Genomic DNA, 14,032 nt, shown 5'->3' on the forward strand with positions numbered 1-14,032 from the left:
GTGCCAAATTGCCCTGCCTGCACGCGTTTTCCCCTTGTGCAGGCGATTTCCCGAACTTTCCCCTCTTCCTTCCGCGCCGCTTCACACGCTATAGTCCCAAAGGACACAACATTCCCTTTCATAATGAAAAAAGGATGCCGGCACATGCACTATCACCGTATTCCCCATAGCACGCTGGAAGTGAGTCAGCTGGGGCTTGGAACCATGACGTTTGGTGAGCAGAATAGCGAAGCCGACGCCCACGCACAACTTGATTACGCGGTTAGCAGTGGCATCAACCTGATTGATACCGCAGAAATGTATCCGGTGCCGCCGCGCCCGGAAACCCAGGGATTAACCGAACAATACATTGGTAGCTGGCTGAAGAAGCGCGGCAGCCGTGACAAAATCATCCTCGCCAGCAAAGTGGCCGGTCCGGTACGCGGCGCGGATGCGTCGATTCGCCCGAATCAGGCGCTGGATCGCAAAAACATTCGTGAAGCGCTGGATGCCAGCCTGAAACGCCTGAACACCGATTATCTCGATCTCTATCAGCTGCACTGGCCGCAGCGTCAGACCAACTACTTCGGCAAGCTGGGCTATCAATACACCGATTCCAGCGTGCCGGTGACGCTGCTGGAAACGCTGGAAGCGCTGACCGAACAGGTGCGCGCCGGTAAGATTCGCTACATTGGCGTGTCGAACGAAACCGCGTGGGGCGTGATGCGTTACCTGCAGCTGGCTGAAAAGCATGAGCTGCCGCGTATCGTTACCATCCAGAACCCGTACAGCCTGCTGAACCGCAGCTTCGAGGTCGGTTTAGCGGAGATCAGCCAGCATGAAGGCGTTGAGCTGCTGGCGTATTCCAGCCTGGCGTTTGGTACGTTGAGTGGCAAATACCTGAACGGTGCGAAACCAGCCGGTGCGCGCAATACGCTGTTTAGTCGCTTTACCCGCTACAGCGGCGATCAGTCTCAGCAGGCGATTGCAGCCTATGTTGCGCTGGCGCAGAAGCACAATATGGATCCGTCGCAGATGGCGCTGGCGTATGTGCGTCAACAGCCGTTTGTCGCCAGCACCTTGCTGGGCGCCACCACGCTGGAGCAGCTGAAGATTAACGTAGAGAGTTTCAATCTGACGCTGAATGCCGAGGTGTTAGAGGAACTGGAAGCGATTCATCGCCAGTTTACCTATCCAGCGCCATAAATCGCACCACACCGTAGCGGCGCGATTTATCGCGCGCTTTAAAAACGCCGCACACTTTTCCCTTTGTGCGGCATTCGCCATTGCGCAATACATTGCCCCGCTACGACGCTATGCTTTTGTTACTTCCGCGCTTTCCACCACAACACCGCAATCGCCACGGCGAAAATCGCGCCGAATCCGACGCCGGTCGCCACCGCAGGCGCGCCCAGCTTAATCGCCACGGTATACAATCCCAGCATCAGCAGCATCGCGGTATTCTCACCGAGATTTTGCACCGCAATCGCGTTGCCCGAACCCACGGATGCCTTGCCACGCTCCTGCAGCAGCGCATTGAGCGGTACCACGAAGAAACCACCCAGCGCACCAATCAGCATCAAAACCAGATAGGCATTGAGCAAGCTGGTTTGCAACGCGAACACCACCACCATCACGCCAATCAGCACACCGGCGGGCATGCAGCGACGCACGGTTTGCAGCGTCACCAGCTTCGCTGCCGCTGCCGCACCAATCACGATGCCAATCGCCACCATGGCATTCAGCGTGGTCGGGGTTTTGTTATCGCTGATGCCGAGCGCCACCGGCACCCATAGCACCAGCAGGAAACGCAGCGTCACGCCCGCGCCCCAGAACAAGCTGGTGCCGAGCAGCGAGAAGCGCGTTTCGCCGTTGCGCCACAGCAGCTTAGTGGCCGCGATGAAACTGCGCAGCATGGCGCCAAAATGCCAGCTCTGACCGGGACGCGCTGCCGTCAGGCGCGGAATAAAGATGTTCGCCACCACCGCCATCGCATAGGTCATGGCACACACCACCAGCGCGGCGACCAGGTTCCAGTCCGCCAGAATACCGCCCGACACCGAACCCAGCAGAATCGCCGCAATGGTCGAACCTTCCATTAAGCCGTTGGCTTTGACCAGGCGTTCACCGCTGGTGATCTCCGTCAGGATGCCGTACTTGGCTGGCGAATAGGATGCCGCGCCAATCCCCACCAGCGTATAGCCGAAGAACGGATTGAAGCCGAAACAGATAACCAGCGCGCCGAGCAGCTTAAGACTGTTGGCGAACATCATTACCCGACCTTTGGCAAAGCTATCCGCCATCTGCCCCACAAACGGCGCGAGCAGAATGTAAGTGGCCACAAACAGCATTTGCAGGATCGGCTGACTCCAGTCCGGATAGAACTGATTTTTCAGCACCGCCAGCGTCACAAACAACAGCGCGTTGTCGCCAAATGCCGAGAAGAACTGCGCCACAATCACCGCCAGCATGTTGCGCGATAACAGCGGTGCATCGTTATTTAACGCCTGGCTCATGCCTGCTCCTCTTCCGCCAGCTGCTTCAGGCTGACATAGTCCGGTTTGCCGCTACCCAGCATCGGCAGCTGTTTCATCACGCGGATATCGCGCGGCACCGCCAGTTCCGGCGCGCCAATTTCACGCGCCGCTTTCAGCAGCGTGTCGCGGCCCAACTCGCTGTCGGTAGTAAACAGCACCAACGCTTCGCCTCGATTACCGTCCGGACGCAGCGACGCCGCATGCTGCTTCTCGTTAGAGGCTTTTAGCGCAATCTGCTCCACAATCTCCAGCGACACCATCTCACCGGCAATTTTGGCGAAGCGTTTCGCACGGCCCTGAATCTGGCAGAAACCGCCTTCATCAAAGCTGACGATATCGCCGGTGTCGTACCAGCCCGCTTCCATCTCGCCTTCGCCGTTATCGGCGACCGGGACTTCCAGCACGCCTGGATTTTCCACGCGCAGATACCCGTTCATCACGTTCGGACCGCGCAGCTGCAGGCGACCGCCCTGCTCAATGCCCGGCACCGAAATCAGACGCGAATCCATGCCCGGCAGAATGCGGCCCACGGTGTGATTTTTTGCCGCCATCGGCACGTTGATCGCCACCACCGGCGCGCACTCCGTCACGCCGTAGCCTTCGAGAATACGGATGCCGTATTTTTCCATGTAGATCTGACGCGTCGCTTCCTGCAGTTTCTCCGCGCCCGCCACCACATAGCGCAGACGCGCAAAATCGTACGGGCTGGCGAAACGCGCATAGTTGCCAAGGAAGGTTGAGGTACCAAACAGCACGGTGCAGTTACGGTCGTAAACCAGCTCCGGCACGATGCGGTAATGCAGCGGGCTCGGATAGAGAAACACCTGCGCGCCGGTCAGCAACGGGGTAAACAGGCCAACGGTTAAACCGAAAGCATGGAACAGCGGCAGCGCCGACATAAAGCGGTCACGCGGGGTGAAATCCGCCACGGTACGAATCTGCTCAACGTTCGCCAACAGACTTTTATGCGAGTGCACCACACCTTTGGGATGGCCTTCCGAACCGGAGGTAAACAGCACCATCGCCGCATCTTCCGGCTGCTGCGCCACCAGCGCACGGCGCGGCATCAGCAGATGCGCCACAATCCACAATTTGTCCTGCAGCGTAACGGTATCTTTCAGATCTTCCAGATAGATCCACTGCACTTCGCTGAGTCCCTGCGGCAAGTGCCACAGGTTGCCTTTTTCGAGGAACTGCCGCGAGGTAAACACGGTTTTCACCTGCGATGCGGTCAACGCCGCACGCATGCCATTCACGCCTGCGGTGTAGTTGAGCATCGCCGGAATGCGCCCGCGCAGCGAGGCACCGAGAATCGCCGCCGCCGTCACCGTGGCGTTCGGCAGCAGCAGACCGACGTATTCACCTTGCTGGCTGTAGCGCTCCAGAATGCGGCCCACGCCAAGCGCTTTCTTCAGCAAACCGGTATAGCTATCCGGTTTGAAGTTGACGTCTTCGATGCACGGCTTCATCGCGCCATAACGCTGACGCGCATTCAGGAAAGCTTCGAACAGCGTCTCACGCGGACGCACCGCCATGCGGGCTTCCATCATCACATGATGCAGGTGCTCGCCCGCCAGCGTGCGACGATCGCGCGCGCGCCTGGCTTCAGGCATCGGGATTACCGTTGGCGGCAGCACCGTTAAGGTGATGCGCGGGAACAGGCGCCGTTTAAACACGCCCGCCAGACGACCAAACGGCGTATATTCCGCGCCTTCGATACGCATCGGCACCACGGTGGCACCGGATTTCGCCGCCACAAAGCCCGCGCCGCTGTAGATCTTCATCAGCGATCCGGTCACGGTGATGCGCCCTTCGGGGAAGATCACCACCGGACGGCCCTGATTGATCATGCGCACCAGATGTTTGATCGACATCGGCTTGGTGGGATCGAGCGGAACGAAGTCGATAATCGGCTTCAGCAGACGCATAAACCATTGATCGCTGATCGACGAATAGACCGCGAACACCGGTTTGATCGGCAGAAACAGCGCCAGTAATACCCCATCCAGAAACGACGTGTGATTGGGGGTGATCAGCACTTTCTCTTTATGCAGTGCCGCGAGGTCGCCGCGCAGTTCCACACGCCACAGCAGGCGGAACAGGAAACGGAAAAAAGTGAGTAGCATGCCAGCTCCTTAGCAGTCTTAAAAATGGCTCTTACGATGCAGGATCTGGGGATTTTCGACAAGTGGCGTGGTGATTTAAACGCAATAGCGGTCGTAGGGCCGCTATTCATGGCGTAATGCTTGTCAGTTAAGCCAACGATGAGTGCGCAGGCCGGGGCCACTTGTGGTCCGGCGGTCCTCGCGCCGCTAGCGCGGTGCCTTCACTTCGCTCGTTTGCCAGAGGCGCTGGCGCGTCAGCTGCGGCAAAGGGCCATTCGCAGCGCTGAGGCTTTTACGTTGGGCCAGGAGCCTCACGCAGGGATGCGTGAGGCAGTTCGGGGCGGCCAGGACGGCCGATCCACGAACGATCCGTCGGCACGACGTGGAAGCCGAAGGCACCGCGTTAGCGGCGCGAGGACGGCCCGTGACGCAGCAGATGTGTCAGAGCCCGCACCAAAAATGCTTTCTTAACTAACAAGCATTACGCCATTCATGGCGACCTGGTTTTACCGCGTATCCGCCTGCCAGCCACCGCCCAGCGCGGCGATCAGGCCGACGCTGCTGACCCACTGCGTGCTCTGCAGCGACAGCAAACTCTGCTGCGCGCTCAGGCTGCTGTTTTCGGTGGTGGCGACGTCGAGATAGTCGATCATTCCGGCGTCATACTGATTGCGCGTTACGCGCGCCGATTCCTGCGCCGCGTCGGTGGCGCGCTGCTGTGCGGCGATTTCGCCCTGCAAAGTATTCAGCTGCACCAGATAATCTTCCACTTCGCCCATGCCGGTCAGCACCGACTGGCGATAGCTGGCAACGCTGGCATCATAGGCGGCGCGCGCCTGTTCGACTTTCGCTGAGGTGGCGCCGAAATCTAACAGCGTACCGCTCAGCTCCGGCCCCAAAGACCAGACGCGATTGGGCAGCGAGAACAAACTGTTGATCGCCGATGAACTCACGCCGCCGCTGGCGCTCAGCGTCAGGTCGGGATAGTAACCGGCAATCGCCACGCCGACCGCCGCATTCGCCGCCGCCACGTTGCGCTCGGCGTAGGCGATATCGGGACGGCGCTGCAACAGTTGCGACGGCACGCTGTTCGGTATCGCGGGCAGCGCGGCCTCCAGCTTCGCCACCGGCAAGGAGAAATCCGCCGGTGCGCGGCCCAGCAGCAACGCAATCGCGTGCTCCATCTGCGCACGCTGCCACTGGTAATCCTGCGCCGAGGCACGGGCGCTCTCCAGCTGCATCTGCGCCTGCGCTAAGGTGGCGCGTGATTCGCTGCCCGCCGCGTATTTGTTTTCAATCACCGTCAGATAGCGTTGATAGGCCGCGATACTGCGCTGATAGAGCGCGATTTTCTCGTCGATGATGCGCAGCTGGAAATAGTCCTGCGCCAGTTCGGACTGCGCGCTCAAGGTGATATTCGCCAGCTCGGCCTTGCTGGCTTCGGCGCTGGCGTGGTTCTCCTCCAGCGTGCGTCGCAGTTTGCCCCACACATCCAGCTCCCAGCTGGCGCTGAGATCGGCGGCATGGCTGTTGCTGACGCTGCGTTGACCGCTGGCGCTGGCGCGGCTGCCGCTGCGCGTGCTGCTGGTGTCGTAGCTTACCGACGGCAACAACTCCGCGCGTGATTGCCCAACTAACGCCTGCGCTTCGCGGTACTGCGCGGCATAGCTGGCAACGTTCTGGTTGGAGATGCTCACCTGCTTCAGCAGGCTAGCCAGCGTGGCATCGTGATACACCAGCCACCATTCACCTTTGCTGTTTGCATCCTGCGGCATCGCCTGCGTCCAGCCTTTGGCTTCTTTGAAATGGGTCGGCATCGCCATGCTCGGGCGCTGATAATCGGGGCCAACCGCGCAGCCCGCCAGCAACATCACGGTGAGCAACGGCGTAATTTTCAGAGACATTTTCATCTATCGGGATTCCACATGACGCAACCGCTGCCACTGACGTTGCGTGGCGCGGCTTAAACGGTCGAGCCAGAGATAAACCACCGGCGTAGTAAACAGCGTTAATAATTGGCTCAGCGCCAAACCACCGGCAATCGCCAGCCCGAGCGGGCTACGTAAGTCGGCATCGCCGCCGCTGCCCAGCGCCAGCGGCAGCGCGCCAAAGAAGGCGGCCAGCGTGGTCATCATGATCGGCCGGAAACGCATCAAGCAGGCTTGGGTGATCGCCTGCTGCGGCGTCATGCCTTGGCTACGCTCGGCGTGAATCGCAAAGTCGATCATCATGATGGCGTTCTTTTTCACGATACCAATCAGCAGGATGATGCCGATCAGCGCGATCACCGTCAGCTGCGTGTTGGTCAGCAGCAGCAACAACAGCGCGCCCACGCCCGCCGACGGCAGCGTTGAGAGAATGGTGAGCGGATGGATGTAACTCTCATATAGCACGCCGAGCACGATATACACCGCCGCCAGCGCCGCGATAATCAGCCACGGCATGGTGGCGGTAAGCTGGGCGAAGGCGGCGGCGGTGCCGGCAAAACCGGCCTGAATACTGGAGGGTAAACCGAGCTGCGCCATCGCCTGCTTAATCAGCGCCTGCGCCTGCTCCAGCGACACGCCATCGTTGAGGTTAAACGCCACGGTGCTGGTGGCGGATTGGCCCTGATGTGCCACCGACAGCGGCGCGTTGCCGCCTTTGAAGCTGGCGAATGCGGCGAGCGGCACGCGATCGCCGCTGTCGTTAATCACATACAGCTGCTGCAAAATCGCCGGATCGCGCGTGTAGCTATTCTGCAGCGACATCACCACATGATACTGATTAAGCGTGTGATAGAGCGTGGCGACCTGACGCTGGCTGAAGGCGTTATTCAGCAGGGTGTCGAGCATCTGCACATCCACGCCCAACCGTTTCGCGCGGTCACGATCGATATTAATCACCACTTCCTGACCGCCGGTTTGCGAGTCTGAATCGACGCTATTCAGCTGCGGGATTGCCGCCAGCGCCGCCTGCACTTTCGGCGTCCACTCACGTAGCAGATCGAGATCGTCGGCCTGCAAACTGTATTGATAGGTGGCGTTGGCGCTGCGCCCGCCGATGTGCAGATCCTGCGCCGCCATCAGGAACATCTGCGCGCCGGCAATATGGCTGGTTTTCATACTCAGGCGGTTCGCCACTTCGGTGGCGGTGGCATCGCGCTTGTCAAAATCCTTGAGGCGAACAAAGAAGTTGGCGCTGTTGCGCGAGCCGAACATGCCGCTGCCCATCGACGACATCACGCTCTCCACCGCCGGATCGGACTGGATGATGTGGGTGAACTGCAGCATTTTCGGCTTCATCGCCTGGAAGGAGATGTTCTGATCGGCACGCAGCGCGCCCATCAGCAGGCCAGTATCCTGATTGGGGAAAAAGCCTTTCTGTACCACGGAAAACAGGAACAGGTTGAGTAGCACGGTCAGCACCAGACTAAACATCGTCAGCTTTTGGTGCGCCATCACCCAGGTTAACCCGCGCGAATAAGCCGCCAGCAATGCGTTAAGTTGGTTTTCGATAAACTGATACAGCGGATGCGGGCGTTGCGTGACTTTGGGCTTTGGCTTCAGCAGGCGCGCGCACAGCATCGGCGTCAGGCTAAGCGAGACAAACATCGAAATCAGCAGCGATACCGTCAGCGTGACGGCAAATTCGCGGAACAAGCGTCCGACGATGCTGCCCATCAGCAGAATCGGGATGAACACCGCAATTAGCGACATGGTCATCGACAGCACGGTAAAACTCACTTCCTGCGCGCCACGTAGCGCCGCACGCAGCGGACTGAGCCCTTCTTCGATATGGCGCGTGATGTTTTCCAGCACCACAATCGCGTCATCGACGACAAAGCCGGTGGCGATAATCAGCGCCATCAACGACAGGTTATCGAGGCTGTAACCCAGCAGATACATCACCGCGCAGGTGCCAATCAGCGAGACCGGCAGCGCCAGCGCCGGGATAATCACCGCCTGCACGTTACGCAGAAACACAAACACCACGGCGATCACCAGCAGCATCGCCACCAGCAGCGTCTCTTCGGTGTCATACAGCGAGGCGCGCACCGTCGGCGAGCGATCCACCACCACTTTCAGTTGCGTATCGGCGGGCAGATTTTTTTCCAGCGCCGGCAGCTGCGCTTTGATGGCATCAATGGTGTCGAGCATGTTGGCACCGGCCTGGCGCTTAATGCCCACCATCACCGATGGCATGGCATTGAGGAAACCGGCCTGATACTGATCTTCAACCGAGTCATACACGGTGGCGACATCATGCAGCCGCACCGCTTTGCCCTCTTGATACGTAACGATCAGATCCTGATACTGCGCGGCTTTATCCAGCTGGCCGTTGCTGTCCACCACCCACGACTGGCTGCTGCCCTGCAAAATCCCTTTCGGCTTATTGCTGGTGCTGTTGGCGATGGCGCTGCGCACCGTATCCAGCGAAATGCCATACTGCGTCAGCTTCAGCGGCTGCAAATCGATGCGCACCGCCGGTAAGGCGCTGCCCATCAGCGACACTTCGCCCACGCCTTTCACCTGGCCCATCGCCTGCTCGATTTTGCTTTCGGCCAGATCGTAGAGTTCGCCCGGTGTGCGCGTGGCGGACGTCAGCGCCAGCATCACAATCGGCGCATCCGATGGATTGGCTTTGCGATAGATCGGCAGCGACTCCATTGCGCTCGGCAGCAAACTGCGTGCGGCGTTGATCGCCGCCTGCACGTCACGCGCTGCGCCGTTGATGTCGCGATCGAGATCAAACTGCAAAATCACGCTGGTCGATCCCTGCGAACTGGTCGAGGTCATCTCGGTGACGCCGGCAATCTGCCCCAGCGAACGCTCCAGCGGCGTAGCGACGGTGGCCGCCATGGTTTCCGGGCTGGCACCGGCCAGGCTGGCGCTGACCATAATGGTAGGGAAATCCACCTGCGGCAGCGGCGCCACCGGCAGCAGCCGATAGCCCAGCGCGCCCAGCAGCAGGATCGCCAGCGTCAGCAGTAACGTGGCAACCGGGCGGAAGATAAACAGCCGGGTGAGGTTCATCGCTCGCCTCGCGCCTGCTGCTGCTTGCGCTGCATGTAGCGCTTGCCGCGCTGCGCGATGCCATCAAACCACAGGTAAATCACCGGCGTGGAGAACAGCGTCAGCACCTGGCTGACGATCAAACCGCCAACAATCACCAGACCGAGCGGCTGGCGCAGCTCGGCACCGGAACCGGACGCCAGCATCAGCGGCAGCGCACCGAGCAGCGCCGCCATGGTGGTCATCAGAATCGGGCGGAAGCGCAGCAAACACGCCTGATGAATCGCGTCCCGCGCGCTCATGTGCTGCTTGTTTTCCGCCTCCAGCGCAAAGTCGATCATCATAATCGCGTTCTTCTTGACGATACCGATCAGCAGGATCACGCCAATCAGCGCAATCAGGCTGAACTCGCTGCCCGCCAGTAGCAGCGTCAACAGCGCGCCGACCGCCGCTGACGGCAGCGTCGAGAGAATGGTCACCGGATGGATAAAGCTCTCATAGAGAATGCCGAGCACCACGTACATGGTGATTAATGCCGCCAGAATCAGCCACAGCGTGTTGCCGGTGGCGCTCTGGAATGCCGAGGTTTCGCCCTGATAACGCAAGGTGATGCTCGACGGCAAATTGAGCTGCTGCGTTACTGTGGCAATCGCCTTCTGCCCCTCTTCCAGCGAATAGCCTTTATTGAGATTGAACGACACCATCACCGCCGGGAATTGATTGAGCCGCATGTGCATCAGCGAACCGGTGCGCTGGTGAATGGTGGCGATGGACGTGAGCTTCACCATGCCGGTGGTGGTTGTGGTGGTGTCATCCGTGGTGGAAGTGCTGCTGCTCGCGCTGGTCACCGGCAAATAGACATCATCAAACGAAGCGGGCGATTGCTGATACTGCGGCGCCACTTCCAGCACCACGCGATACTGATTGGCCTGGGTAAAGATGGTGGAGACCAGACGCTGACCGAAGCCGTTGTACAGCGCGGTATCGACATCGGCGGCGGTAATGCCGTAGCGCGCCGCTTTATCGCGGTTCAGCTCGACGTAAGCCACGCGGCCCTGATCCTGCAGGTTACTCACCACGCCGTTAAACTCCGGACGCTGCTGCAAGGCGGCGACCATCTTCGGCGTCCAGCGCACCAGGTTTTCGCTGTCGGCATCATCCAGCGTGAATTGATACTGGCTCGGCGACACCTGATCGTTAACGGTCAAATCCTGCGCCGGTTGCAGATAGAGCTGAATGCCCGCCACCTGCTGCGCCGCCTGTTGCAGCTGTTTGATCACCACGTCGGCTTTGTCGTCGCGCTGGTCAAACGACTTGAGGTTGATCTGGATGCGCCCGCTATTCAGGCTGGTGTTGCTGCCATCAATGCCGATGGTTGAGGACAAACTCTCCACCGACGGATTTTGCAGAATCACTTTCGCCAGCGCCTGCTGCCGCTTCGACATCTCGCTAAACGACACATCCTGCGACGCTACGGTAACGCCCTGAATCAGCCCGGTATCCTGGGTCGGGAAGAAGCCTTTTGGGATGGCGATATACAGCAGCGCGGTGAGCGCAAAGGTCGCCAGCGCCACCAGCAGCGTCAGCTTCTGATGGTTCAGCACCACCGTCAGCATGCGGTCGTAGCCGCGAACCAGCTTGTCGAAAAGTTCGCCGCCTTTACGCGAGAAGCGCGACTGTTTTTCTGGCGGAATGTGCTGCAGCAAATAGGCGCACAGCATCGGCGTCAGGGTTAGCGACACCACCATCGACACCAGAATCGACACCGCCAGCGTGATGGCAAATTCGCGGAACAGCCGCCCAACCACGTCGCCCATAAACAGCAGCGGAATCAGTACCGCAATCAGCGAGAAGGTCAGCGAGATGATGGTGAAGCCAATCTGCTGCGAGCCTTTCAGCGCCGCCTGCATCGGCGTTTCGCCCTCTTCCAGCCGCCGCGAAATGTTCTCCACCACCACAATCGCATCGTCGATAACGAAGCCGGTGGCGATGGTCAGCGCCATCAGCGACAGATTATTCAGGCTGAAGTCGGCCAGATACATCACGCCGAAGGTGCCAATCAGCGACAGCGGCACCGCCACGCTGGGAATCAGCGTCGCCGCCACGTTGCGCAGGAACAGGAACGTCACCATCACCACCAGCGCCACCGACAGCATCAGCTCAAATTGCACGTCGCTGATCGAGGCGCGAATGGTTTGCGTGCGATCCGACAAGATGCTCATCTTCACGCCGTCCGGCAGCGCCGCCTGCAGCTTCGGCAGCTGCGCTTTGATGCTGTCCACCACCTGAATCACGTTGGCGCCCGGCTGGCGCTGCACGCTGATCACAATCGCCGGACTGTTGTTGGCCCATGCCGACTGGAAGCTGTTCTCCGGTCCCTGTTCGATATGCGCGATATCTTTTAGCCGCAGCGCCGCACCGTTTTGGTAAGTGATGATCAAATTGCCGTACTCATCGGCGGTGCGCAGCTGATCGTTGGCGTCGATGGTCACCGAGTGATATTTGCCGTCGAAGCCGCCTTTCGAGCCGTTCACGTTGCTGTTGCCGATCAGCGTGTTGACGTCCTCCAGCGACAGCTGATGCGCCGCCAGCGCTTTCGGGTCCATCTGCACGCGAATCGCCGGTTGATGGCCGCCCGCCAGCGTCACCATGCCGACGCCGTTAATCTGCGACAGCTTGAGCGCCACGCGCGTGTTCACCAGATCCTGCACCTGCGTCAGCGGCAGCGTGTCGGAACTTACCGCCAGCGTAATCACGGCGGTATCGGCTGGATTGACCTTTTTGTAAGTAGGCGGATTGGGCAGATCGCTCGGCAGCAAGTTATTGGCAGCATTGATCGCCGCCTGCACTTCCTGCTCGGCGACATCCAGCGACAGATCGAGGCTGAACTTCAGCGTGACGATCGACGATCCGCTTGAGCTGGTTGACGTCATCTGGCTCAACCCAGCCATTTGACCCAGCTGGCGCTCCAGCGGCGAGGTGACGGACGACGCCATCACATCCGGGCTGGCACCGGGATAGAGCGTGGTGACCTGAATGGTTGGGTAATCCACCTGCGGCAGCGCCGAGGTGGAGAGAAAACGGTAGGAGAAGATCCCGGCGATCAGCACGCCGACCATCAGCAAAATGGTGGCGACCGGACGCTGGATAAACAGGCGAGACGGATTCATTTGGCCTCGGCGGTCGCGGTGGTTTTGCGCTCATCCGCCAGCTGCACTTTGCTGCCGTTGGTTAGGCGATCGATGCCTTCGGTCACCAGGCGATCGCCCTGTTCCACCCCTTTGAGGATCGCCTGCTGATCTTCACCAAACGTTGGCCCGGTGGTGACCGCTTTGCGCGTCACGGTGTTGTCTTGGTTGATGACAAACACGAAGCTGCCGTCGCTGCTCAGCTGCAGCGCCTGCGCCGGGATCACCGTGACATTTTTCAGGATGTTGGTTTGCAGCCGCAGATTGACGAACTGGTTAGCGAACAGCGATTCGTCTTCATTTGGGAAGGTGGCTTTCAGCTCAATGGTGCCGGTCGCGGTATCGATCTGGTTGCTAATGAACTTCACCTCGCCCTGCGCCAGCGCGCGGCTGTTATCCTGATCAAAGGCGGTGGCGGGCAGACTTTGCCCGCCGTGCAGCGCTTTGGTCAGTTGCGGAATGTTGCCCTGCGGCACGCTAAAGGTCACGGCGGCGGGCTGCATCTGCGTCACCACCACGATGCCGGTGGTATCGGTGGTTTGCACCATATTGCCGGGATCGACCAGACGCAAACCGACGCGTCCGCTGATTGGCGAGGTGATGCGCGCATACTCGATATCCAGTTTGGCGCTGGCGATCTGCGCTTCATCGGCGGCGACCGCGCCTTTGTACTGGCCGACGGTGGCAGTTTGGGTATCGAGATCCTGCCGAGATAACGAATCCTGCGCCGCCAGTTTCTGATAACGCACCAGCGTTAACTGCGCGCTCTTCAGCAACGCCTGATTCTGATTGAGATCGCCCTGATACTGCGCCAGCGTGGCCTGATAGCTGCGCGGATCGATCTGCGCCAGCAGCTGGCCGGCGCTAACTTTCTGCCCTTCGGTAAAGAACACTTTTTCCAGCTGTCCAGCGACGCGGCTGGTGACGGTGACGCTGGCGTTGGGGATCACCGTGCCGAGCGCGTTGAGGTATTCCGGCACATCCGCGCTGCTGGCGACGCCGCTGTGCACCAGCGTAGCACCGCCCATCATCATCGCCATGCCCGGCGGGCCACCCGCGCCACCGCGATGACCGCCGCGTGCGCCCGGCGGCTTTCCGCCGCCCGGCATGCCGCCATGACCGCCGACCACGCGCCAGATCACGCCCGCCACAATCAATAGCACAAGCAACAACAGGAGCCATTTCAGCCAGCGGGAAAACGGGGAGCGGGAAGCGTTGTTAGTCATCAG

7 protein-coding genes are annotated in these 14,032 nt (G+C 60.0%); 1 reads left to right on the forward strand and 6 read right to left on the reverse strand.

The features are described 5' to 3' along the window. The first annotated feature begins 144 nt into the window (after positions 1 to 144). Entirely contained in the window at positions 145 to 1,185 is a 1,041-nt protein-coding gene (locus FCN45_RS15225; RefSeq protein WP_110867968.1) for an NADP(H)-dependent aldo-keto reductase, read from the forward strand. Between the two features lie 119 nt (positions 1,186 to 1,304). On the opposite strand, the gene lplT is transcribed toward FCN45_RS15225, so the two are convergent. The 6 genes from lplT to FCN45_RS15255 all read right to left on the reverse strand — a co-directional run bounded on the left by lplT (position 1,305) and on the right by FCN45_RS15255 (position 14,029). Beyond that, positions 1,305 to 2,495 (reverse strand): lysophospholipid transporter LplT, encoded by a 1,191-nt coding sequence (gene lplT, locus FCN45_RS15230; RefSeq protein WP_137386370.1) that lies wholly within the window; start codon positions 2,493 to 2,495, stop codon positions 1,305 to 1,307. Further along, positions 2,492 to 4,642, reverse strand: coding sequence for a bifunctional acyl-ACP--phospholipid O-acyltransferase/long-chain-fatty-acid--ACP ligase (aas, locus tag FCN45_RS15235; protein ID WP_137386371.1), 2,151 nt, complete (start codon positions 4,640 to 4,642; stop codon positions 2,492 to 2,494). Before aas ends, lplT begins: the two co-directional genes overlap by 4 nt. A 485-nt stretch (positions 4,643 to 5,127) precedes the next feature. Continuing rightward, positions 5,128 to 6,531: an efflux transporter outer membrane subunit gene (locus tag FCN45_RS15240; protein WP_137386372.1), complete on the reverse strand. Its 1,404-nt coding sequence runs from the start codon at positions 6,529 to 6,531 to the stop codon at positions 5,128 to 5,130. Further along, positions 6,532 to 9,636, reverse strand: a complete 3,105-nt coding sequence (locus FCN45_RS15245; RefSeq protein WP_137386373.1) for an efflux RND transporter permease subunit — start codon at positions 9,634 to 9,636, stop codon at positions 6,532 to 6,534. Further along, positions 9,633 to 12,785, reverse strand: a complete 3,153-nt coding sequence (locus tag FCN45_RS15250) for an MdtB/MuxB family multidrug efflux RND transporter permease subunit (RefSeq protein WP_137386374.1) — start codon at positions 12,783 to 12,785, stop codon at positions 9,633 to 9,635. Before FCN45_RS15250 ends, FCN45_RS15245 begins: the two co-directional genes overlap by 4 nt. Further along, positions 12,782 to 14,029, reverse strand: coding sequence for an MdtA/MuxA family multidrug efflux RND transporter periplasmic adaptor subunit (locus FCN45_RS15255; protein WP_137386375.1), 1,248 nt, complete (start codon positions 14,027 to 14,029; stop codon positions 12,782 to 12,784). Before FCN45_RS15255 ends, FCN45_RS15250 begins: the two co-directional genes overlap by 4 nt. Between the last annotated feature and the right edge of the window lie 3 nt (positions 14,030 to 14,032).

It is taken from the genome of Pantoea sp. SO10, assembly GCF_005281435.1.
GTDB classification, from domain to species: Bacteria; Pseudomonadota; Gammaproteobacteria; order Enterobacterales; family Enterobacteriaceae; genus Pantoea; species Pantoea leporis.